A 23,761-nucleotide genomic window follows, 5' to 3' on the forward strand; every position below is an offset into this window, starting at 1 on the left:
CCTCCCCGGTCAAGACCATGTCCATCCTCCGCAACTTTCGCATCGGCAAGCGCCTGGCGCTGGCCTTCGGCGCCGTGCTGGCACTGCTGTGCTTCATCGCGGCGTTCGGCATCCAGCAGATGGCGCACATCAACGACAACGTCCAGGACCTCAACACGAACTGGCTGCCCAGCGTCGCCAAGCTGGCCGACATGCAGGACGCCGCCAACGAAACGCGCCGCCTGTCGCTGCGCGGCGCGCTGGAGATCGACGACGGCGCGCGCGCCAGACTCGTGCAGCAGCATGACGCGTCGGTCCTGGCCTTCGACAAGGCGGCGCATGAGTACGAGCCCTCCATCACCGGCGACAAGGAACGGCGGCTCTACGGCCAGATCCGCGACGCCTGGAAGGCCTTCCTCGAGTCGGACGCCGAACTGCAGCGCGCCGTCGCCGGCGGGGACGCCCAGCACGAGACCGCCCGCAAGCTGGCCGGCGGCAGTTCCTCCGCCCTCTTCAGCGCGCTGTCCAAGGCCGTCGACGTCGATGTCGCCTTCAACCGCGATGGCGGCGACCAGGCCGCCAAGGACGCCGCCGTGTCCTACGCCACCGGCCTGCGCGTGACGCTGGTCGTGGTGGCCGTGGCGCTGGCGATCGGCATCGTCCTCGCGCTGCAGGTGACGCGCTCCATCACCACCCCGATCGCCGAGGCGGTCCGCGCGACCCAGGATGTCGCTGGCGGCGACCTCACCGTCCGCATCCAGGCGGAAGGCCGCGACGAACCCGCCGACCTGCTGCGCGCGATGGGCCGCATGGTGGAACAGCTCGGCCAGCTGGTCGGCCAGGTGCGCGACAGCAGCGACAGCATCGCCAACGGTTCCAAGGAGATCGCCCAGGGCAATGCGGACCTGAGCTCGCGCACCGAAGCCCAGGCGAGCAGCCTGCAGCAGACCGCCGCGTCGATGGAGGAATTGACCAGCTCCGTCGCGCAGAACGCCGCGTCCGCAGGCCAGGCCAGCCGCATGGCCGCCGACGCGTCCGGCGCGGCCGCTGAAGGCGGCCGTGCCGTGAGCGCCCTGGTCGAGACCATGCAGGGCATCAGCGATGCGTCACGCCGCATCGGCGACATCATCGGCACGATCGACGGCATCGCGTTCCAGACCAATATCCTGGCGCTGAACGCGGCGGTCGAGGCGGCGCGGGCTGGCGAGCAGGGTCGCGGTTTCGCCGTCGTCGCGTCCGAGGTGCGGGCGCTGGCGCAGCGCTCGGCCGGCGCGGCCAAGGAGATCAAGGACCTGATCCAGGCCAGCACCCAGCGCGTGGACACCGGCGCGCGGCAGGCGCAGAGCGCCGGCGAGGTGATGCAGCGCGTGGTCGCGGAGGTCGGCCAGGTCGACACCCTGATCCGCGAGATCTCCTCCGCCACGCAGGAGCAGACCGGCGGCATCCAGCAGGTCGGCGACGCCGTCACCCACCTGGACCAGGTCACCCAGCAGAACGCGGCCCTGGTCGAGGAAAGTGCCGCCGCCGCCGAGAGCCTCAACGGCCAGGCCCAGCAACTGGCGAAGCTGGTCAGCCAGTTCCGCGTCAGCGCCACGGCCTGACCTCCGCCTGGTCTCCCCAGAGCATCGCCCGCTCTCCTCGGTCGCAAAACCGGGACAGTACGGCAGTGGTTGGGGACGGTGAGGCATGGGGTTCCGGACCTTGCGTCCGGGGCCCCATGCCTCGGCGGCCGACGCCCGGGCCTCCAAAGGAGCGTTCTCGCCCGCGGTCCCCGATTACCTAAGTCACCACCCCGAAGCCCCCCCGCTGGCTATCCTTTCTTCCGGTCAAGAAGGACAACCAGATGCTCACGCCGCGTTCGGGACACCAAACCACCCAATCCCTCACTCGCAGGGCTGCTGTAGCGGCCCCGCTGGCCTTGGGGGCGCTGCTCGCCCTGGGTGCCTTGGGGGGATGTTCCTCCCTCGACAAGATCAATCCCTTCTCCAGTTCGGAGAAGCCCACCGAGGTCACCAAGGGCAGCATCCAGGCGTCGGCTCAGGTGAACCCGAGCGTGACCAAGCGTCCCTCCCCGCTGCTGGTGCGGGTGTATGAGCTGAAATCGGACGTCGGCTTCAATGCGGCCGACTTCGTCAGCCTGTACCAGAAGGACCAGGCCGAGCTGGGCGCCGAGATCGTTTCCCGCGAGGAGATGACGCTGCAGCCTGGCGAAGCGCGTCCGTGGACGAAGAAGATCCTGTCGCCCGAGACGCGCTTCGTCGCGGTCTTTGCCGCCTACCGCGACCTGGAGCGTGCGCGCTGGCGCGCGGTGGTGCCGGTGGTGGTCGGCAGGAAGCAGGAGATTCTCATCCAGGCCGAAGAGCTGTCGGTCAGCGCGACGGTCAGGCTGCCGTGAGCTGGCACAGCAAGGTCATCTGGTCGCAGGGCATGTTCCTGCTGCCGCACCATTTCCAGCAGGAGACCCGTTACCTCGAGCATCTGGTGGACAGCCGCGCCCGCGCGTTGGCGCCGCACGGCTGGGGATTCACCGAACTCGTGCTGGACGAGGCGCTGCTGAGCGTCGGCCGGCTGGGCATCGTGCGCGCGAGCGGCATCCTGCCCGACGGCACCCCGTTCCAGATTCCGCAGGCGGATGCCGCGATGGCGCCGCTGGAGGTGCCCGCGGACCTGAAGGGCGACATGGTCGTCCTGGCCGCGCCGATTGCCCGCCCCGGCACGGACCAGGTCGCGTTCAACGGCCACGATGCCGGCGAGCTGCACCGCTATCACGTCGTCGACCAGGACCTGCGCGACCAGACCAGCGCCGGCGACGAGCCTGAACCCGTGCAGACCGGCGCGCTGACGCTGCGCCTGCTGCCCGCCCGCGAGCTCAACGACGCCTATGCCGCGCTGGGCGTGGCCCGCATCGCGGAACGCCGCGCCGACCAGCAGCTGGTGCTGGACCGCAGCTACATCCCCCCGCAGACGCGCATCGACGCCAGCGGCCATCTGTCCGTGATGGCATCGCTGCTGCACGGGCTGGTGCGCCAGCGCGCGCAGTTGCTGTCGTCGCGGATGGGGCAGCTCGGCAACGGCGTGTCCGAACTGGCCGACTTCCTGATGCTGCAGGCGCTGAACCGCGCCGACCCGCTGTTCCGCCAGCATGCGGCCTCCCCGCACGTGCACCCGGAAACGCTGCATCGCGACTGCCTGCAACTGGCCGGCGACATGGCCACCTTCGTCAGCGACACCCGGCTGGCCTCCGAATATCCGCTGTACCGCCACGACGACCTGCGCGGCAGTTTCGCGCCCTTGCTCGAGGACCTGCGCCGCATGCTCAGCGTCGTGCTGGAGCGCAACGCGCTGCAGATCGACCTGACCGAACGCACCCACGGCGTGCGCACCGCCGTCGTCCCCGACGCCGACCTGCTGCGCAGCGCGAGCTTCGTCATCGCGGTCAATGCGCAGGTGGCGGCGGAACAGCTGCGCCAGCGCTTCCCCGCGCAATCCAAGCTGGGCCCGGTGGACCGCATCCGCGACCTCGTCAACCTGCAGCTGCCTGGCATCAGCATGCGCGCGCTGCCGGTGGCGCCGCGCCAGTTGCCGTTCCACGCGGGCTTCCATTATTTCGAGCTGGACCGCGGCGGCGACCTCTGGAAGCAGCTCGAGCGCAGCGGCAGTCTGGCGCTGCACGTGGCCGGCGATTTCCCCGGACTGGAACTGGAGCTCTGGGCCATCCGGCAGTGACCGCCGCTCGCGGCGACGCCGGGCCCCGCTCCACGCTTCCACCGATTCAAGACCAGTAACCTCCGGGAGCCGGCATGGACCCCTCCGCGCTCAACGATCCGTTCGCAGGCTTCGACGATCAGCGCACCTTCATCAAGCCCCGTCCGGGCGGCGCGCAGGCGCCGCGCGGCGCCACACCGTCGCCCGACTCCGTGCAGCCCGACGCCGCCCCGCCGGCCGCCGGGCTCAACCCGCTGCTGACGCTGGCCAACCCGCTGCTGCTGCTCGTCCCGCAATTGCGCGGGACGCGCCGCGTGGACGACGTGGCGGTGCTGCGCAACAACCTGGCCCAGGGCATCCGCGACTTCGCGGCTCGCGCCGCCGCGGCCGGCATCCCGCCGGAGCGCGTCATGGCCACGCGCTACGTGCTCTGCACGATGATCGACGAGGCCTGCGCCGACACGCCCTGGGGCGGCTCCGGCGTCTGGGCGCGGCACAGCCTGCTGTCGATGTTCCACAACGAGACCTGGGGCGGCGAGAAGGTCTTCCAGCTAATGGCCCGCCTGGCCGAGAAGCCCGAGGCCAACCGCGACCTGCTCGAACTGATCTACGCCGCGTTGACGCTGGGCTTCGCCGGACGCTATCGCGTCATCGACAACGGTCCGGCGCAACTGGAAGCGGTGCGTGACCGTCTGGCCCAGATCCTGAAGCAGCAGCGCGGCGACTACCCCGCCGCGCTGGCGCAGCATTGGCAGGTCGAGGCCATCACCCAGCGCCGTCACATCGGCTGGCTGCCGCTGGCGGCGACGGCGGCGCTGACAGCGTTGCTGCTGGTGGGCGTGTACCTGTCGCTGACCCTGTCGCTGGCGGAGCGTTCCGATCCGGTGTTCGGACAGATCCAGGGGCTGCGGCTGTCGCCGCCCGTGGTCGCGCCCCCGCCGCCGCCGGCCAAGCCGCGCTTGGCGCAGTTCCTTCAATCCGACATCAAGGCCGGCCTGGTCACCGTGCGCGACGAGGTCGACCGCAGCGTCGTGACCATCCGCGGCGACGGCCTCTTCGCGCTGGGCAGCGCGACGATCGTGCCGGAGCGCGAAGCGCTCATGACCCGCATCGCCGACGCGCTGACGCAAGTCCAGGGCACGGTGCTGGTGACCGGGCACAGCGACAACACGCCGATCCGCACGGTGCGTTTCCCCTCCAACTGGCACCTGTCGGAAGAGCGCGCCAACACCGTGCGCGAACTGCTGGTGGCACGCCGCGTCGCCCCCGAGCGCATCCGCGCCGAGGGCCGCGCCGAGGCCGAGCCGGTCGCCCCCAACGACACCCCGACCAACCGCGCGCTGAACCGGCGCGTCGAAGTCAGCCTGATGGTCAATGGCCGCGCGCCTGAAGCGCCGGCGCGCGGAGCTTCCCGATGAAACGCGTCCTGGGATGGATCTTCAACCGCTGGGTGCTCCTGGCGGTGCTCGTGCTGGCGGTCGCGCTGCTGATCTGGATCGTCGGTCCGCTGGTGGCCGTCGGCGAGGCTCGCCCGCTCGACACCGAGCGCTCGCGCTGGCTCACGATCGGCGTGCTCGTCCTGATCGTGGCGCTGTGCATCGCCTGGAGCCGCTGGCGCGCCAAGCGCGGCAACAGCGCCGTCGTCAACCAGCTGCTGCAGCAACCCGCCGCGGACGCGCCCGAGCGCGAGACCGCCGACATGCTGGCCGTGCGCGAACGCTTCCGCCAGGCGCTGCAGATGCTGCAGCGCTCGCGCTTCGGCGCGGAGGGATCGGCGGGCTTCGGCGCCAAGCTGCGATCGCGCTTCGGCGGCCGGTATCTCTACGAGCTGCCCTGGTACCTGATCATCGGCGCGCCGGGTTCGGGCAAGACCACGGCGCTGCGCCACAGCGGGTTGAACTTCCCGCTGGCGGACCAGATGGGCGACCATGCGATCCGCGGCGTCGGCGGCACCCGGCATTGCGACTGGTGGTTCACCGACCGCGCCGTGCTGATCGACACCGCCGGCCGCTTCACCACGCAGGACAGCGACCCCACCAACGACAAGGCGACCTGGAGCGGTTTCCTGCAGATGCTGCGGCGCTCGCGTCCGCGCCAGCCGATCAACGGCGCGCTGGTGACGGTGTCGGTCACCGACCTGCTGTCGCGCAGCCCGTCGGAGCGTGCCCAGCACGCCGCCACCGTGCGGGCCCGCGTGCAGGAGCTGCAGAAGGACCTGGACATCCGCTTCCCGGTCTACCTGCTGGTCACCAAGGCCGACCTGCTGTCGGGCTTCATGGACTACTTCGCGACGGTCGACAAGGACCAGCGCGCGGCGCCGTGGGGCTTCACCTTCCCGCGCAACAGCACGTCGCCGCTGGCCGGCTACGGCGCGGAGTTCGACGCCCTCGAGCAGCGCCTGCAGAACGGCCTGATCGACCGGCTCCAGGCCGAGCGCGATCCGCAGCGCCGCGCCCGCATCTACGGTTTCCCGGCGCAGTTCGCGAGCCTGCGCGCGCTGCTGGCGGAGTTCGCCGAGGGCGTCTTCGCGCCCTCCCCCTACGAAGCCCAACCGCTGCTGCGCGGCGTGTACTTCGTCAGCGGCACGCAGGAAGGCACGCCCATCGACCGCGTGCTCGGCTCGGTGGCGCGCAGCTACCAGATCGAGAACGCGGTGCTGGCGCCCAACCAGGCCAGCGGCCGCAGCTACTTCCTGAACCGGCTGCTCAACGAGGTCGTCTTCGCCGAAGCCGGCCTGGGCGGCACGCACCGCGGCTGGGAGCGCCGCCGCAACGCGCTGGCGCTGGGCGGCTACGCCCTGGTCGCGATCGCCGGCATCGGTCTGCTCACGGCCTGGACCGTCAGCTACTTCAACAACAGGAAGTACCTGGAAGAGACCTCCGCCCGCGCGGACCAGGTGCGCGAACTGCTGCAGGCCACGCCCAACCGCGCGACCGCCGACCTGCTGCCGATCCTGCCCGCGCTGCAGGCCACGCGCGCGCTGGCCGCGGTCGACGAGAACGTCCCGTGGTCGATGCGCATGGGCCTCTTCCAGGGCAGGAAGCTCGACAGCGCCGCACGCGCGTCCTACCAGCGGATGCTGGGTGACGCGGTGCTGCCGCGGCTGGTGCTGCGCATCGAGGAACAACTCCGCCAGGGCGCGGCCACGCCGGTCACGCTGTACGAGGCGCTCAAGGCCTACGTGATGCTGCACGACCCGCAGCACTTCGACGCCCCGGCGCTGAAGCAGCACATCGAGGGCGACTGGGAAACCACGCGCCGCGAGCTCACGCCGGACCAGCGCGAGGCGCTCGGCGCCCACCTGGACGCGCTGCTGTCGCAGGGCGGCATCGCGTCGCCGCTGCCGGAGGACGCCTCGTTGCTGACGGCGGTGCGCACGCAGCTCGCGACGCAGCCGCTGCCGCAGCGGATCTACAACCGGCTGCGGGCGCAAGGCCTGGGCACCGAGTATCCCGACTTCACCGTCGCGCGCGCCGGCGGCCACAACGCGCCGCTGCTGTTCACGCGAGCCAACGGCGCGCCGCTGACGCAGGGCGTGCCAGGCTTCTTCACCCGCGACGCCTACCTGCGCGGCTTCCAGCCGCGGGTCGGCCAGGTCGCGGACGAGCTGGCCGCGGAAGAGCCGTGGGTGCTCGGCGTCGCCGCCGCGCCGAAGAATCCGCAGGACCTCGTGCGCGCCAACGCGCCGCTGGTCGACGACGTCCGCCGGCTCTACCTGAACGACTACGCGGCCTCCTGGGAATCCTTCCTCAACAGCGTGAAGCTGCTGCCGATGGCGACGGTGCCGCAGTCGGTGGAGCGCTCGCGCATGCTGTCCGCGCCGGACAGCCCGCTGGGTCCGTTCCTGCGGGCGGCGTCGCGCGAGACCACGCTCGCGCAGCCCGGCAACGCGATCGAGAACGCCGAGCGTCGCGCGGCGGACCTGGTCCAGCAGACGCGCGAAAAGGTCGCGGGCATGTTCTCCGGCAAGCCGGGTCAGCAGAACCCGGCAGACCCGAACGCGCCGCGCATCGAGAACATCGTCGACGACCGCTTCGTCGGCCTGCGCAGCATGGTCACGGCTCCGGCCGGCGGCGGCAAGGCGCCGCTGGACGAGACCGTCGGCCTGATCGCCGAGGCCAACATCATGCTGACCGCGGCCGATTCCGCGCTCAAGGGCGGCAGCGCGCCGCCGCCGTCGCCGGTGCCGACGCGACTGAAGGCCGCCGCCGCGATGAGCCCCGAGCCGCTGCGCACGATGCTCGACGACCTGGGCAGCAGCAGCGCCCGCGTGTCGCAGGGCGCGATGCGGCAGAACCTCGGCATGGAGGTGCGCTCGCAGGTCGGCGAGTTCTGCAACCAGGCCGTTTCCGGGCGTTATCCGCTGGACCGCAACTCGCCGCGCGACGCGACGCAGGCGGACTTCGCCATGCTGTTCGGGCCGGGCGGCAAGATCGACCAGCTCTTCCAGCAGAAGCTCGCGCCCTACGTCGACACGACGACCCGGCCGTGGAAGTTCCGCGCGGTCGAAGGCACGCCGCTGGGTGGCGACAGCGGCACGCTGCCGCAATTCCAGCGCGCGCAGGCGATCAAGGAGACCTTCTTCCCCGGCAGCGCCACGCCGTCGCTGCGGCTGGACTTCAAGCCGATCGAGATGGACACCACGATCCAGCAGTTCATCCTGGACGTGGACGGCCAGATCGTGCGCTACAGCCACGGGCCGCAGATCCCGACCTCGGTGCAGTGGCCGGGACCGCGCGGCAGCTCGCAGGTGCGGGTGCAGTTGAGCCCGGTCAGCGCGAGCGGTTCGTCGGGCCTGGTCAACGACGGGCCGTGGGCGCTGTTCCGGCTCTTCGACCGCGTCAAGATCGAGAAGACCGCCGCGCCCGAGCGCTTCAAGGCCACCTTCGAGATCGAAGGCCGCAAGGCGGTCTTCGAGGTCACCGCCAGCAGCGTCCGCAATCCGTTCCGTCTGCCGGAGCTCAACGAGTTCCGCTGCCCGGGCGGTCTGTGAGTCGCATCAGGAGAGCCCCACCATGAGCGCGCTGCCCGAAGCCCTGAACGCCGCCGGCGATGCCGTGCCCGGCTGGTACGGCAAAGTCACCGCGCTGGGCGACTTCGCCCAGCGGCGGCTGCCGCAGCACTGCGTGCAGCATTGCGACGCCTGGCTGTCCGGGATGATGCAGGACCTGCCGAAGGTGCTCGGCCCCCGCTGGCTCGACACCTACCTGACCGCGCCGGTGCTTCGCTTCGCGTGGGCGCCAGGCGTCGTCGACATGAAGTGGTGGTTCGGCGTGCTGATGGCCAGCTGCGACAACGTCGGGCGCTACTTCCCGCTGGTCATCGCGCAGCCACGCGCGCAGCCGCCGGTGGACCGCGCCGGGCTGGATCACCTCGACCGCTGGTACACGGTGCTGGCCAACGCGGCCATGCGCACGCTGGACGACACGGCGACGGTGAACTCGCTCGAGGCGGCGCTGGCCGCGGCGCCGCCCTGGCCACCGAGTCACGCGGCGACCTTGCCCGCGCCGGAGAACGCGGTGCAGTGGGTCACCTACACCGCGCCGGCAAGCCTGCTTACCGCGGCGGTGCCGATGCTGGCGGCGGGCGAGCTGCTGGAACGCCTGGCCGGCTGCACCGTGTGGTCGCCCAACCCCGAGCCCGGGGAGCAGGTCCACATGCGCTGGGGCCCGGGGCTCCCGTACGTGGAGGCGTTCGCGGCGATGCTGACGCGCAAGACCGGCTGATCTCGCTGGCTCGCGGTGACGGCAGGCGCGAGACCTTCAGCCTCACCTGTGCGACATTGCGCCCCAGGGAGAACCGCATGAAGACATTCGGACGCAGCCTCGCGCTGGGATTCCTGCTGGCCGCGGCGGTGCTGTGCGGCGTCGGCGTCGTCGCCATGAGAAGCGCCTATCTGATGGCGTCCGCGGCCGACGGCGTGGCGCAGAGCCATCAGAACTTGCGCCTCCTGGCCGAGCTGCTCAACGACGTGGCCGAAGCCGAGGCCGCGCAGCGCGGCTTCATGCTCACCAAGGACACGGCCTACCTGGCGGCCCTCGACAAGTCGACGGCCGTGGTCACTGCCAGACTCGCCGAGATGCGCGCGACGCCCGCGTGGCGATCCCGGAGCGCGGAGCTCACCAATACCGAACAGGACATCTCCGCGCTCTTCGCGCTGTTCCGTGAGCGCATCGCCGACCGCCAGACGATGAGCCTGGAAGAGACCACGCGATCGTCCAAGGTCAGCCTGGTCCGCCAGGGCATGGAGCGGCTGCGCGAGCGGTTCGCCGCGCTGGAGCGCGACGAGGTCGCGCAACTGGAGATGCGCTCGGCCGAGATGGGCCAGACCACGCGGCTGGTCAAGGGTGTAGGGCTCGGAGGCACGGTGCTCGGTCTGCTGATCGTCGTCGTCACCGGCCTGGTCCTGCAGCGACTGCTGATGCAGATGGTGGGCGCGTCCGCCGTGGACGTGGCCGAGCGCGCGCGCGAACTGGAAGCCTCTTCCGTGCGGCAGGCCGGGGCGACGAAGCAGACCTCCTCCGCGGCCATCGAACTCACCGCCACGATGCACGAGGTGCAGGCGGCCGCCAACCAGATCGCGCAGCGCTCGACCGAGGTCGAGGAGATGGCCTCGGCCAGCACACGCGCCGCGACGGCCGGCAGTCAGGCGATGGCCCGCGCGCGCGAGGCCACCGTCTCGCTGAGCCAGCAGATCGACATGGTCGTCACGCAGATGACGACGCTGGGCAAGGAGGTCCAGGGCGCCTCCACCGTGCTCGGCGCCATCGAGGAACTGGCGGAGCGCACCAACATCCTCGCGATCAACGCAACGATCGAAGCCTACGGCGCCGGCGAGGCCGGCGAGCGCTTCCGCGTCGTGGCCGACGAGATCCGCCGCCTGGCCGAGAAGGTGCGCGCCGATGCGGTGGACATCCGGCGCCAGCTGGACTCGATCCGCAACGTCTCCAACGCCACCATCATGTCGACCGAGGCCGGCGTCAAGGCGGTGGCGGCGAACTCGTCGCTGTTTTCGGAGGCGGAGGCGATGTTCACGCTGATCTCCGAACGCGTGGCCGCGTCCGACCTCGCGAGCAAGGAGATCAAGATGGCCACGCACCAGCAGTCCAGCGCCGGGCGCCAGCTGGAGGTCGCGTTGACCGATGTCGGCCGCGCGACGGCCGACGCGGAACAGGTCGCGCAACGCAACCTGGAGACGGCCGCTGCGCTCTCGACCACCGCGCAGAGATTGAGCGCGTTCGTGGCGTCGCCGACGCGGTGGCCGGCCGCAAGACCTGGCCCCGGCTCCGCATCGCGCACCGCGCCGCGAGGCGCGCGGGGCAGCTGAAGCACGAGCGGTCGGCGACCAAAGGCCCGGCGCTCAGAGCGGCATGCGCCGCGTCGACTCGTCCTCTTCTTCCTCTTCCAGCGGGATCGGGCCGGAATCGACCGTCGACTCCTGCACCGCGGTGCCGGCTTCGTCCGTCGGCGTCTGGGCCACGGCCGCCAGCACCGGCTCGCCCACCCACAGCGCGATCGCGCTGAAGTTGTCCTGATCGGGCAGCCGACGCTCCTCGATCACCGCGCGCATCGCCGCCAGCCAGTCGTCCGGCGACCCCGCGTTGCGCAGCGTGTCGTGGATCAGCGTGTCGCCCGCGCTGCCCCACCAGCCGTCGCTGCACAGCAGGAAAACGTCCCCGTCCTGCAAGGGCTGCGGCGCGGTGGTGTGCGGGTTCAGGTCATCCTCGATGCCGAGCGCGGCCACGAGGTGGTTCTTGTGCGGATGATCCTCCGCCTGCTCGGGCGTCAGCAGGCCGGCCTCGATCAGCATCTGCACGACGCTGTCGTCCTGCGTGATCGTGTCGATGTCGCCGCCGCGGATGCGGTACAGGCGCGAGTCGCCCACGTGCGTCCACAGCGCGAAGTTGCGCTGCGCGTCGACGCACAGCGCAACCAGCGTGGTGTGCATGCGGTCGCGACCGGTGCCCTCGACGCCGCGCCGCACGTCGTCGTGCGCGGCCAGCACCGCGCCGGTCAGCAGCTCGGGGCGCCACGGCAAGGTCGCGTCGCCCAGGCTGGTCTGCATGCGGTGCACGGCGCGGCGCGCGGCCTCGGCCCCGTTGCGGTGGCCACCGGCGCCGTCGGCCAGCACGGCATACCAGCCGGGGCCGTTCTCGTGCGCCACGATGGCGTCCTCGTTGTTGTTGCGCGCGCCTTGTTCGCTGCAGGCGGCAACCCTGATCTTGAGCATGGTGTGAACGACGTGTAGGACAAGTGGCGGGACTCAGGCCCCGCTCTGCTGTGCTTGTTGTTGTGACGGCTGCGAAGCCGCGGAGGCGCCCTGCCCATGCTGGCTCAGGCGCTCGAGTTGATCTTCATAGGCCTCCAGGAAGGCCTTGCCGAACAGTGAGTGGAAGTCTTCCTGCGCCTCGTCCCGGATGGACTCGAAATGCTGCAGGTAAAGCTCCCAGAGCTTGGCCTTGCGATTCATCGCCAGCACGCTGTCCAGCACCGACCGGCTGGAGAGCTTGGCTTCCAGCGCCTTGGGCTGGAAGCGCGTCAGCACGCCCTCCAGCGCGGCGCGCGTGCCGGCCATCGTGCCGATCGTGTGGCCGACCAGGTCGCGCATCGCGTCCTGCATCGCGGCGGGACCGGGCAGGAAACCGCGCACCGGCGGCTGCAGCAGTTGCTCGAGCGCCGATTGCGCGTCGGGCGAGAACTTCAGCGGGTTGTTCTCGCGCGAGCGGATGACGGTCACCTGCGCGCGCAATTCATGTTTCGTCGCGGCGCGCACGGCCATCATGCGCAACGCGCCGTCCACCGAGGCGTTCAGCAAGGACCCGATGACACGCATCAGGTCCGGGTTCAAGCCCTGCGGCGGCGCGGCCATGCGGATGCCGGCGCCCTCGCAGAAGGCCTGCCACAGCGCCGCGGTGTCGGCGGCCTGGCCCGGGGCAGCCGGCGTGGCGGCCGCGGCCGGCGCGGGCGGCGGCACGTAAGCGGGCATCGGCGGCGGGACATGCGGCGGCGGCACATGCGGCGGCGGAACCATCGCCAGCGGCGGAGGCGCCACCGCCTGAACCGCAGGCGCCGCGATCGGAACGCCAACAGGCGGCAGGATGGGCGGCAGGATGGGCGCGACGACGGCGGGCGCCACAGCCGGGGCCATCACCGGCGGGACGCCGGCCACAGGGGGAGCCACGGGCGGCTGAGCCGGCGGCAACGGCGGCGGGAGTGGCGTCCGGACTTCCGGCGGCCGGAAGGCCGAATGCAGCGCCGGCGTGTGGTCCGGCAGCGCGGGGGTCTGCGGCTCGGTGTTCGTTGCCGGCGCCGCGGCGCCGAACAGCGCCAGCGGGTCCGACGCCACCGTGTCGCGCAGCGCGTCGCCGGGCTTGGACGCGCCGGCCATGAAGCCGGCCAGCGGATCGCTGCCACCGGGCTGCAGGCCGAAAAGATCGTCCAGCGAGCGGTTGTTGTCACCCGGCACGAGGTCGGCGAAAGCGCCGCCGAAGCCGAGTTCGTCGTTGCGTGCCGGCGGCAGGGCCGGCGCGGGCGGCGGCGCCAGGTCCAGCCCGCCGAAGGGATCGAAGGGCGAGACACCCCCGGAGACCGGCGACGGCGATGGCGACGCCACCGGCGCGGCGCGGGACGGCGGCGGCGCGAACGGATCGAAGTCGTCCGGCAGCATCATCGGACCCGCCGGCGCGGGCGGCGGCGCCTGGACCGGCGGCGCCGCGAAGGCCGAGACGTGCGGCGCGGGCGCCGGCGAGGTGCTGAAGACGTCGGGCGGCGGCGGCGTGCCGCCGAACAGGTCGGCGAACGGATTGGAACTGGACAAGGCGGCCGGCGCCGGGGCCGGCGACGGTCCGAGCGTCGCCGGACGGGCGAGGTCCGGCGCGCGGCGGATGACCGTCGCGCCGCTGTCGGCGCTGGCCTCGCTCTGCACTTCCAGCAGGTACCCGCCGATCCGGACCTGGTCCAGATGGCGCAGCGGCACGGCCTGACCCTGCCCCACGGGCTGGCCGGCGACGGTGATCGGGTTGGCGCTGCCGACGTTGCGGATGACAAAACCGCCGGCCTCGGCGCTGATCTCGGCCTGCTGGCGGGAGATGTGGCGCTCCGGGTCCGGCAACGCCATGGTGTTGTTGTCGGCGCGACCGATGGTCCCCCCGGTGGCGTCGAAGCGCGCGGTGATGGGCTGCGTCAGGGGCAGGTCGTTGAGCGACACCGCGCGCAGGGTGAGGGTCATGTGGCTGCCTTTGGGACCTCGGGAGACTGGCATGGGATGTTTGCGTGACAATGGCCGCGCTTCAATGAACGAAAGTCACCTGAGAGGGGCTTGTCGCTGTTTCATACTCCACCCCGCTCGAATCCCGACGTGATGCCGATGTCGACCACCTTCCGTTCCGACGCCCCGATTTCCCTGACCCCGACCGCGCAAGCGGCGCGGGGCCGCGGCCATTCCCCCCTTGCTGCCGGTACGGCCCTGCTGCTGAGCCTGGCGCTCGCGGCCTGCGTCACGCCCGCCCCGCCGCCTCCGCCGCCGCCCGATCCGGTGGTGACGGCGCCGCCGCCGCCCCCTCCTCCGCCCGAGCCCGTGCCGCCGACCGCGGCCGAGCAGGCGCTGGCGCAGAAGACCGCCATGCAGGCGATCGAACTGCTGGAGGCCGGCCAGGAAGACCAGGCCCGCAACGAGCTGCAGCGCGCGCTGCAGCTGGACCCGGGCAACAAGCTGGCCAACAACCTGATGCGCCAGATCACCGCCGATCCGGTGGCGCAGCTGGGGCGCGAATCCTTCGCCTACACGGTGCAGTCCAGCGACACGCTGTCGCGGATCGCGGGCCGCTTCATGGGCGACATCTACTCCTTCTACATCCTGGCCCGCTACAACGACATCCGCGTGCCGCGCCAGGTGTCGGGCGGCCAGGTGCTGCGCATCCCCGGCAAGCCGCCGGCGGGTCCGCTGTATCCGCGTCCGTCGGCCAGGCCGGACCCGAAGGCGACCGCCGCGGCTGCGGCCGCCGCGGCAGCCGCGCAGGCCCCCACGCCGCCCGCGACGACGACGGTGGCCGCCGCCCCGACGCCGGCAGCGCCGCCGCCCCCGCCGGAACTCTCGCCCGGCGAGAAGGCGATGCGCGCCGGCGATGCGCACGAGCGCGCGGGCCGCTTCGACAAGGCGCTGGAGGAGTACCGCCGCGCCGAGGCCGCCGATCAGCCGGGCGCCGGCGCCAAGATCGAGGCGGTGCGCAAGAAGCAGATCGCCAAGGCCACGCTGGCCGCGCGCACCGCGTTCGCCAAGCAGGACCTGGCCGGCGCGATCAAGGGGTGGGACAGCGTCCTGCAACTCGATCCGGACAACGAGCTTGCCAAGCTTGAACGCCAGAAGGCCGCCACGCTGAAGGCGAAGGCGGACCAACTGAAGTGACCGGTCATTGCTGACCGCATGCGAAAGAGGCGCCCCGGGCGCCTCTTCGCTTTTTGAAGCCCATCCCATGGACTCCCCCACCCCGCGCAACTTCGCCATCGACTGCCTGCGCGGCGTGGCCATCCTGCTGGTGGTCGTGCACCACCTGGCACTGCCGTTCCGGCTGCCGCTGGCGCCGAGCCTGCTCGGCCCGTGGGTGCCCAAGCGCCTGATCGATGCCGTCAGCTTCAACGGCTACGAGGCGGTGTTCATGTTCTTCGTGATCTCCGGCTTCCTGATCACGACGCGCCTCCTCGAGCGCCACGGCGATCTCCGCCGTGTCGATCCGGGCGCCTTCTACCTGGCCCGCGCGCGCCGCATCCTGCCGCTGCTGCTGGTCGTCCTGACCGTGCTGACGCTGCTGGCCGCGCTCGGCGTGCCCGACTTCGCGCCCTCGTCGAAGCAGTCGCTCGGGGGCCTGCTGGGTTCGGCGCTCACCTTCACCTTCAACTGGTATGAAGGTCGGACCGGCTGGGCACCGGCCGCGTGGGACGTGCTGTGGTCGTTGTCGATCGAAGAGGTGTTCTACGTCGGCTTCCCGCTGCTGTGCCTGGGGCTGCCGCGCCCACTGCTCGTCGTCGCGCTCGCCGCGCTGGCGCTGAGCCTGCTGCCCTTGCGTTCGATGGTGCCCGTCAGCCACGAGGTCTGGTGGGAGAAGGCCTACCTGCCCGGCATGTCCGCCATCGCCTGGGGCGTGCTGGCCGCCCTCGCCGTCCAGCGTTGGCGGCCGGGCCCGCGCGACGCGCGCGCCCTGGCGATCTTCGGCGGCTTCTGCGTGCTGCTGGTGATCGGGTGGGGCGACCTCGTCCACCGCCATCTGTTCAAGAGCGGCATGTACGGCCTGTGCGTCGGCACCTGCGCGATGCTGATCGCCTTCCGGGCGCACGCGCCAGCCCCGCGCGCCGGTTTGAACTGGCTCGCGCGCATGGGCCGGCTCAGCTATGAGCTCTACCTGAGCCACATGGTCGTCGTGCTCGGCATCGTGGCGCTCTACCGCTCGTTGCTCGGGCCGTCGCAGGCGTGGACCTTCGTCGTCTATGTGCCGGCGGTCATCGCGAGCATCGGCCTTGCGATCTCGCTGGAGCGTCTCATGGTGCGTCTGGCCGAACTCGTCACGGGATCGACGCGGGCGACGCGGCACGCCCGTGCCGGCGCCACGGACATCGCATCCGGCAACTGAGGCAAACCTGCTGGAAAGCTGTATATTCATACAGTAGTTATTCTTCCGGCAGTGCCATGGACCTCCCCCGCAAGCTCGCCATCCTGGCGGACGCCGCCAAGTACGACGCCTCCTGCGCCTCCAGCGGCACGGACGCGCGCGATTCCCGCGGCGGGACCGGCATCGGCTCGACCGAAGGCATGGGGATCTGCCACAGCTACGCGCCCGACGGCCGCTGCATCTCGCTGCTGAAGATCCTGCTGACCAACCATTGCCAGTACGACTGTCTCTACTGCGTCAACCGGTCGTCGAGCAACGTGCCGCGCGCGAAGTTCAGCGTCGAGGAAGTCGTCGCGCTGACGCTGGGCTTCTACCGGCGCAACACGATCGAGGGCCTCTTCCTCAGCAGCGGCATCATCAAGAGCCCGGACTTCACGATGGAACAGGTCGTGCGCGTCGCGCAGGTCCTTCGCGAGGAGCATGACTTCCGCGGCTACATCCACCTGAAGACGATCCCCGATGCCAGCGAGGAACTGCTGCGGCGCGCCGGCCGGTATGCCGACCGGCTCAGCATCAATGTCGAGTTGCCGACCGATGTCGGCTTGAAGGCGTTGGCGCCCGACAAGGACACCGCCGCCATCCATCGTTCGATGGGCCGCCTGCGGCTGCACATCGACGATGCGAAGGACGCGCACCAGGCCGCCGCCAAGGCGCCGATCCGCGTGATGCCGGGCGCCGCCGCGCGTGCCGCCCGACCTCCCCGCTTCGCGCCGGCCGGCCAGAGCACGCAGATGATCGTCGGTGCCGATGCCAGCGACGACCGCAGCATCCTGCGCAGCAGCGCCGCGCTCTACGGGCGCTTCCGGATGCGGCGCGTCTATTACTCGGCCTTCAGTCCCATCCCCGATGCCGCACGGGCGCTGCCGCTGATGGCGCCGCCGCTGGTGCGCGAGCACCGGCTCTACCAGGCCGACTGGCTGATGCGCTTCTACGGCTTCGATCACGAGGAGATCGTCGACGACGGCACCGGTCTGCTGCGGCTCGACGTCGATCCCAAGCACGCGTGGGCGCTCGCGCATCCGGAGCGCTTCCCGGTCGACCTCAACCTGGCGCCGCGCGAAATGCTGCTGCGCGTGCCGGGCCTCGGCGTGGGTTCAGTCGACAAGCTGCTCGCCGCGCGCCGCGTGCGCCGCCTGCGCGCCGAGGACCTGCGGCAGATGAAGCTGCCCGCGCGCAAGGTGCTGCCCTTCGTGGTCGTCGACGGCCACAGACCCGCTGCGACGGCGATGGCCGCGACGTCCGTGGCCGCAGGCGCCCCGGGTCCGACAGCGCGCGCCGATTCGATGATGGCGCCTGCCATGCCGGTGCCGACGCAGATGGGCTTGTTCTGATGGTCCATGTCTGGCTCGACGGCCCCATCGATCTCGACGGCTTCCGTCAGGCAGCGAAGCGGCTGATAGCGCTCGGCATCGCGCCCGACGACGTCGTCTGGACCACGGGCGATGCAGGTGACGGCCTGTGGGGCGACGACGCGCACGGGAACGGACTTCCCCAAGGGCTGCCGCCCGACTTGGATGCGGCAACTGCGGCACCCACGGCAGCAGCAACGGCGGCAATGTTCACCGTGCCCGCAGCCTTCTTGTCGCTGTGCCGCACCGCCCTGCTCCACACCGAGCCCCAGCGGTTCACGCTGCTGTACCGGATGCTGTTCCGCCTGAAGACCGAGCCCGGCTACTGGCGCGACACGCTCGACGCGGACCGTCGCCGGGCGGAGCGTCTCGAACGCGAGGTCCGGCACGAGATCCACAAGACGCATGCGTTCGTCCGCTTCGTGCCGGTCGAAGACGCCGATGGCGAGCGCCTGGTCGCGTGGTTCGAACCGACGCACCACACGCTTGAGGCCGCCGCGCCCTTCTTCGCCCGGCGTTTCGCCAACCTGCGCTGGGCGATCCTGTCGCCGCGTTGCTCGGTGTCGTGGGACGGCCAGTCGCTGCAGATCGGCCCCGGAGGCCGGCGCGAGGACGCGCCGCCGCAGGACGCGGGCGCCGAGCTCTGGCTGACCTACTACCGCAGCATCTTCAATCCCGCGCGGCTGAAGGTCGCGATGATGGAACGCGAGATGCCGCGCCGCTACTGGACGAACCTGCCGGAAGCGGCACTGATCGAACCGCTCGTCGCGCAGGCCGGGGGCCGTGTTCAGGCGATGCTGGAAGCGGGACCGACCTCGCCGCGCCGCATCCGCGAGATCGAGCGCCCGCGCAGCGCCAACGCGGCGACGCCAGCGATCAGCAGCGCCCAGGTCGACGGCTCCGGCGCGGGCGACGGCACCGCGGACAGCGCGTAGTTGAAGCCCGATGCCGACGACAGCGAATAGTCGATGAGGTTGCCGTTCCAGTCGGTGACCTGTGAGATCCCGCCCCAGTAGATCGTCGGCGCGTTGGCGGCCATCGAGGCCGTCGCCGACGGCCCCGCCGCATTCAGGTGGCTGGTCATCTCCAGGTAGAAGTCCATGTTCGTCGCGTGCCCCGCGAAGATCGCCGCGGAGAAGCTGTAGATCGCGTACACGTCGCCGATCGGGCTGCTGTTCCAGTGGTTGTCGGTCACGACGCTGCCGTCGTGGGCGAGCGTGGTGGTGCTCTGCCAGGCGGTCGTGTAGAAGCCGTCGAGCTGATGGACCAGGGTCCAGTCCAGCGACCCCGCCTGCGTCGTGCCGCCGGCGCCGCCGGTCATCGACGCCGACGTGCCGCCCGCGATCACGATGTTGTAGTGGACGATCAGCTCCGGATCGAAGCTGCCGTCGTTGCGCGTGAAGGTCAGTGCATCGGTCTGGTACGCCGTCATCGAGGTCGACGAGGTGCCGCTGCCCGTGACGCTCGTGGCGAGGCTGCCCGACAGGTAGCCTGGGCCCAGCCGCGTCGACGCCGACGCGGTGGCGTTGAAGGGCGTTCCCGACGCATCCGTGCCGCTCTCGCTCGCCGACGCGTTCAACGATCCGGGCGTGCCATGGGTCGATCGACTGTCGGTCGCGGAACCGGCGCGGACCTCGATGGTCTGCTCGGGTCCGGCGGGCGGATTGAATTGGGCCTGTGCCTGGGGCACGACCGCCCAGAAGAGTGCGGCAAGGAGAAGCGGTTTCATGAGAGGGCTGCTTTCGGAGACGTGCAAGGCACGAGAACGATCGCGAGAGCAAACGCGGGGCCCATCGAGCACTCGCGCTGTCCCGGACTCGGGGGGCGTCGCACGACACCGCAGGAAAAACGAACGGCACATGCGCCGCGTCCGGAGGTGAACGGACAAGAACGCCGCTTGCCCCGTTCCTGTCACTGGACGTTTTCACCGCCACGATTTCAAGGAGATCCCCATGGAAACGCAGGAACTGCATCGCGGACGCCTCATCGACCACCTCCAGCTCGTCGTGCGGGATCTGCCCGCCAGCCGGAAGTTCTACGAGGCGATCCTGCCCCCGCTGGGCGTGCCGATCGGCGGCTCGGGCGACGACTACTTCTGGGCCGACGAGCTGTTCGTGTCCACCGCCGACAGCCAGGCCGCGCAAGGGCACCTCACCGGCCGCCACCACCTGGCCTTCCAGGCCAAGGACCGCGCGGCGGTGGATGCCTTCCACAAGACCGCGCTGGCCAACGGCGGCACCGACAACGGCGCGCCCGGCGAGCGGCCCTACCACCCCGGCTACTACGCGGCGTTCGTGCTCGACCCCGACGGCAACAACATCGAGGCCGTGTTCCACGGCGAGGCCAGGCGCAGTGCGGCGTCGGTCACGGTGACGTTCTGAGCCACTCCCGCAGAGCCCAGAGGCGAACCGTCGCCGTTTCCCGGTCACATAGCTCATCCCCCTTGTCCAGGTTGTCCGCCATCGAGGCAGACACGGAGACATGAGCAACCGGAGAACCATTGTCATGGTCAGAACATCGCCCCACTGGGGAAGCACGATCCCCACGTCCCCCACCGAAGCGGCGACCGAGGCGGTGACCGAAACGGCCATCGAAACGGCCATCGACACGGCACCCGGAACACTGCCTCCGTCTGGCGGAATGCCGAATCCGCAGCGCGCGGGCCTGATGCACCTGCCGCAGGAGATGCTCGAGCAGGTCGCCGATCACCTCCCGGCGAAGGATTTGAGGGCGCTGGCGCTCACGAGCAGGGAAAGCGCACGGGCCGTCGACTACCAGCTGAAGCGGGCGATGATCTCCCACCAGATCGCCCGGATCTCCGGAAGTGCGCAGCCTCCCTGGGGCGAACGACTCGCGACCTTTCAGCGACTGCTGACTGCCATCCAAGGGCTCCGCAAGAGCGATCAGCCCCGGCAAGCGCTGCAGGCCCTGAGTGCATGCCTCGATCTGATGCCGGAAGCGGAATGCCGACAGGCCGCGGCGAACTTGCTGACTTTGCATCCGCTGCTGCCGGAGTCACTGCACGAGCCCTTGAAGATCCTGGCCGAACACGGTTCGCCCACTCTCGCTATCGCTGGCGGCGTGAGCGTCGAAACGATCGTTCGCCACTTCTATCCGTCCTGCGAAGGACGGGCGCGGAACGATCTTCTTCTCAGGCTCGAGGACACGGCGATCCACCTGGGTCCGGCGGAGGAGGCCCTCAGGGCGGGTGACGATCCGGACGAAGTCGCCCAGCGCTTCGGCATTGAAAACACCTTCGTGTGGGCGTTGCAAAGGCGGATCGAGCAGAGAGCCGATGTGCTGCCTGGTGTCCTGGCTGTCGCTCGACGAGCGGTCCGTGGGGGAGAACGCGTAGATGAAGTGGCACCGCGTCTTCGGCTCATCGAGCAGCACGACATCGAGGACCTGGAGTTGTTCGCAACCGACGGCGTCGCGGGAGAAGCTGCGGCCTTGGGCGAACCTGTCGATCAGGTGGCGGAAAGGCATGGCATCCGAAGCGTCAACGGACGCTGGGCCCTGGAGCGTGCAGCCTGCTGCGGAGCGGCTTGCGAGGCGGTGAGGCGCGGCCACCTGGTGGATGCCACGGCGGACCGGCACGGCATCCTGGACCCGCTGAATCGTTACTACCTGCTGCTCCAGGCGATGACGGCAGGGTCGGGCGACGCGGTCAGGAACGGGACTGCCGTCGAGGACGTTGCGCGTCTCCATGGCGTCGACCTGTCTGCGCTCGCCATCGAACTGCAGGCGCGCGCCCCCAAGCGGTACATCGAGGTCGACCTCGACTTCCCCGGAGACCACGGAGAAGAAGACGATGAGACCTATGCGCAGCGAATGACGCAGAGCCACCATCAGTGGCTCGTCGACGACCTCAAGCGCCACGCCGAGTCGCGTCCGGAGAGTCGCCTGCAATTCAGGCGTCGGTTCATGACCTTCCTGACGGAAGTCCCCGCCCGCGAACGTCCTGGAGCCACGGGGCACGAGCCCCCGGCCCCGGCCTGAGGCGAGGCCCGCCCCGGCGGCGCTTCACTTCTTGTCGACCTTGTTCTTCGCCGTCGCCGCCGCGGCGGGTGCGGGCGCAGAGGACTTCGCGGCCGATTCGTCGATCAGCTGCCGCATCATGGCCGTCGCGCGCGCATTCTTGGGGTCCACGCGCAGGCACTTCTGCAGCACCATGATCGCCCCGGACTTGTCGATCGTCGCCAGCTTCTCGGCCTTGCGCACGTAGAGGTCGGCCAGCAGTCGTTTCGCCGACGGATCGTTGCGATCCTGCGGCGCGCGTTTCTCCAGCAGGCGGATCGGCTCGTCGATCTCGCCCTGCGCGGCCAGCATCGCGATGTGCTCCAGCTCGTTGCGGTCCGGTCCGGCGGTGGCCGCCGCGGCCTGGGCCGACTCCTTCGCCGGGGCGCCCGAGCTCGACGCCTGCGCCTTCGCGGGCGAGGCCGGCTTCGCCGCGACCGGCGGCGGCGCGGCCTTGCGCAGCGTCACGCGCGCCGGCTTGCCGAGGTAGCTCTTCTGGTTGCGTTCCTTCTCGAGCGCGCGCAGCGCATCGGCGGCCGCCTCGTTGTCCGGCTGCAGCGACAGCGCCGCGAGGTACTGCGTCGTCGCACCGTCGAGGTCGCCGCGCTTCTGCGCGGCCCGGGCCTTGTCCAGGCGCTCGCTCACGCCGCTGTCGATCTGCTGCCGCGTCGCGGCCAGGCTCTCGCGATAGCCGGCATTGTCCGGACGCAGCACCGTCAGCGCCTCCCAGGTCCAGGCGGCGTCGGCCAACTGGCCATCCTTCACCTGCTCCTGCGCACGCTGGACCTGCGCCTGCTCGAACGCCGACGGCGGCGCGCCCGCCGTCCCTTCCGGGTTGCGCAACGCGCCGGGGCCGCCGGTACAGGCCGACAGCGCGACGGCCATCACCAGGGCCAGTGCAACGGCGGCTCTCATGGGGTCGGTCCGATGCGTCGGCTGGTCTGCAGCCGGGCCTTGAAGGCCTCGAGGTCGTGGTCGCCAAAGATCATCGTGCGGCGCAGCATCAGCGGCTGCGCGTAGAAGGCGTTGCCGCCCGGGTTGACGGTCACCGCCAGCGTGTACTTCTGGCGCGTCAACGCGTCCAGCACCAGCTCGTTGGCGTCGCCGTAGGGATAGGCGTAATGGCGCACCTGGCCGGCCGTGCCGAGCTTCTGCTCGATCAGGTCGCGCGGGCCGGCGGTCTCGCTGTCGAGGTTGCGCTTGTAGCGCTCCTCGTTCTCGCCGGTGGTGCGTTCGATCAGGTTGCGATGCGACTTCGAGTGCGACTGGATGTCCATCAGTCCCGAGGACTGCATCTCCGCCAGCTGCGGCCAGCTCACCGCGTCGCCGCCCGCGCCGACGAAGTCGGTGTAGACGAACATCGTCGCCGGCAGGCCGAGCTTGCGCAGCACCGGATAGGCCAGCTTGTAGACCGACTCGTAGCCGTCGTCGAAGGTGATCACCACGGCCTTGGGCGGCAGCGGCTCCTTGCCGTCGAGGTAACCCGCGAGCTGCGACAGCTTGACGACGCGGTAATCGTTCTTCGCGAGCCACTCCATCTGCGCCGCGAAGTTGGCCTGGGACACGGCCATCTTGCCGCCGACCGTGCCGAGACGGTGATAGCAGAGGATGGGCACGGTCTGCAGCTGGCCCGAGCGCACGCCCAGCGGGCTCATCGGCTTGAGCGGCACGATCAGCGGCTGGCCCGGCTCGGCCTTCGTGGCGCCGCTGTTGGCCTCGCTGATCTGCCAGTCGCGGTCCTCGCTGCCGAGCAGCCGGGCCGCGATGCCGCGCAGCGACTCACCGGCCACCGGCACGTAGATCAGCAGCCGGTCGCTGCGCGCGACGATCTCGCCGTTGGCGGTGGTCGAAGGCGCCTTCACGGGCGCGGGCTCGCTCAGCGGCGGCGTCGCGGTCGGCGGCGCGACGCAACCGGTCAGCGCGAGCACCATGGCCGCGGCGGTGACGACTGCGCCGCCCAGCATCGGACGACGCGGATTGACTCCCTCTCCCGCTTGCGGGAGAGGGTTGGCGTGAGGAGCCCTCATGCGCGGCAATGCTTTCGCGACG

17 protein-coding genes are annotated in these 23,761 nt (G+C 70.5%); 13 read left to right on the plus strand and 4 right to left on the minus strand.

The genetic code is table 11. From position 1 onward, the window contains the following. Nucleotides 1–17: 17 nt before the first annotated feature. The 7 genes from AC07PR_RS02960 (at nt 18) to AC07PR_RS02990 (ending at nt 11,011) form a co-directional block, all read left to right on the plus strand. Entirely contained in the window at nt 18–1,580 is a 1,563-nt protein-coding gene (locus tag AC07PR_RS02960; protein ID WP_495134351.1) for a methyl-accepting chemotaxis protein, read from the plus strand. A 242-nt stretch (nt 1,581–1,822) separates the two neighbouring features. Further along, the gene (tssJ, locus tag AC07PR_RS02965; protein ID WP_483106311.1) at nt 1,823–2,374 is read left to right on the plus strand and encodes a type VI secretion system lipoprotein TssJ; all 552 of its coding nucleotides are present in this window, start codon (nt 1,823–1,825) and stop codon (nt 2,372–2,374) included. Beyond that, nucleotides 2,371–3,705, plus strand: a complete 1,335-nt coding sequence (tssK, locus tag AC07PR_RS02970; RefSeq protein ID WP_377155192.1) for a type VI secretion system baseplate subunit TssK — start codon at nt 2,371–2,373, stop codon at nt 3,703–3,705. The genes tssJ and tssK overlap by 4 nt, the downstream gene beginning before the upstream one ends. Before the next feature lie 74 nt (nt 3,706–3,779). Continuing rightward, nucleotides 3,780–5,102: a DotU family type VI secretion system protein gene (locus AC07PR_RS02975; protein WP_377155193.1), complete on the plus strand. Its 1,323-nt coding sequence runs from the start codon at nt 3,780–3,782 to the stop codon at nt 5,100–5,102. Then, on the plus strand, nt 5,099–8,677 hold the full coding sequence (tssM, locus tag AC07PR_RS02980; protein WP_495134352.1) for a type VI secretion system membrane subunit TssM: 3,579 nt from the start codon (nt 5,099–5,101) through the stop codon (nt 8,675–8,677). Before AC07PR_RS02975 ends, tssM begins: the two co-directional genes overlap by 4 nt. A 22-nt stretch (nt 8,678–8,699) precedes the next feature. Next, a complete protein-coding gene (tagF, locus tag AC07PR_RS02985; RefSeq protein ID WP_483106309.1) occupies nt 8,700–9,410 on the plus strand; it encodes a type VI secretion system-associated protein TagF in 711 nt (236 codons plus the stop codon). Nucleotides 9,411–9,487: 77 nt separating this feature from the next. Next, a complete protein-coding gene (locus tag AC07PR_RS02990) occupies nt 9,488–11,011 on the plus strand; it encodes a HAMP domain-containing methyl-accepting chemotaxis protein (RefSeq protein WP_495134353.1) in 1,524 nt (507 codons plus the stop codon). A 33-nt stretch (nt 11,012–11,044) separates the two neighbouring features. Here AC07PR_RS02990 and AC07PR_RS02995 read toward each other — a convergent pair whose 3' ends face one another. After that, complete coding sequence (locus AC07PR_RS02995; protein ID WP_377155197.1) at nt 11,045–11,914, minus strand: PP2C family protein-serine/threonine phosphatase; 870 nt, start codon at nt 11,912–11,914, stop codon at nt 11,045–11,047. Between the two features lie 33 nt (nt 11,915–11,947). After that, a complete protein-coding gene (gene tagH / locus AC07PR_RS03000; protein ID WP_495134354.1) occupies nt 11,948–13,912 on the minus strand; it encodes a type VI secretion system-associated FHA domain protein TagH in 1,965 nt (654 codons plus the stop codon). 132 nt (nt 13,913–14,044) lie between these two features. Here tagH and AC07PR_RS03005 point away from each other — a divergent pair, with 132 nt between their 5' ends. From AC07PR_RS03005 to AC07PR_RS03030, 6 genes are all read left to right on the plus strand, one after another. Then, the gene (locus AC07PR_RS03005; RefSeq protein ID WP_495134355.1) at nt 14,045–15,088 is read left to right on the plus strand and encodes a LysM peptidoglycan-binding domain-containing protein; all 1,044 of its coding nucleotides are present in this window, start codon (nt 14,045–14,047) and stop codon (nt 15,086–15,088) included. 67 nt (nt 15,089–15,155) lie between these two features. Then, complete coding sequence (locus AC07PR_RS03010; RefSeq protein ID WP_495134356.1) at nt 15,156–16,307, plus strand: acyltransferase family protein; 1,152 nt, start codon at nt 15,156–15,158, stop codon at nt 16,305–16,307. A 56-nt stretch (nt 16,308–16,363) separates the two neighbouring features. Next, entirely contained in the window at nt 16,364–17,677 is a 1,314-nt protein-coding gene (locus AC07PR_RS03015) for a putative DNA modification/repair radical SAM protein (protein WP_495134357.1), read from the plus strand. Then, nucleotides 17,677–18,630: a TIGR03915 family putative DNA repair protein gene (locus tag AC07PR_RS03020; RefSeq protein ID WP_495134358.1), complete on the plus strand. Its 954-nt coding sequence runs from the start codon at nt 17,677–17,679 to the stop codon at nt 18,628–18,630. Before AC07PR_RS03015 ends, AC07PR_RS03020 begins: the two co-directional genes overlap by 1 nt. 1,017 nt (nt 18,631–19,647) lie before the next feature. Then, nucleotides 19,648–20,076: a VOC family protein gene (locus AC07PR_RS03025; RefSeq protein ID WP_495134359.1), complete on the plus strand. Its 429-nt coding sequence runs from the start codon at nt 19,648–19,650 to the stop codon at nt 20,074–20,076. Between the two features lie 100 nt (nt 20,077–20,176). Next, entirely contained in the window at nt 20,177–21,694 is a 1,518-nt protein-coding gene (locus tag AC07PR_RS03030) for an F-box protein (protein WP_495134360.1), read from the plus strand. A gap of 24 nt (nt 21,695–21,718) precedes the next feature. Here AC07PR_RS03030 and AC07PR_RS03035 read toward each other — a convergent pair whose 3' ends face one another. Both AC07PR_RS03035 and AC07PR_RS03040 read right to left on the minus strand, forming a co-directional pair. Then, the gene (locus tag AC07PR_RS03035; protein WP_495134361.1) at nt 21,719–22,627 is read right to left on the minus strand and encodes a hypothetical protein; all 909 of its coding nucleotides are present in this window, start codon (nt 22,625–22,627) and stop codon (nt 21,719–21,721) included. Beyond that, nucleotides 22,624–23,739, minus strand: coding sequence for a polysaccharide deacetylase family protein (locus AC07PR_RS03040; protein WP_495134362.1), 1,116 nt, complete (start codon nt 23,737–23,739; stop codon nt 22,624–22,626). The genes AC07PR_RS03035 and AC07PR_RS03040 overlap by 4 nt, the downstream gene beginning before the upstream one ends. Nucleotides 23,740–23,761: the final 22 nt, after the last annotated feature.

The organism is Roseateles sp. GW821-FHT09H11 (genome assembly GCF_059415845.1).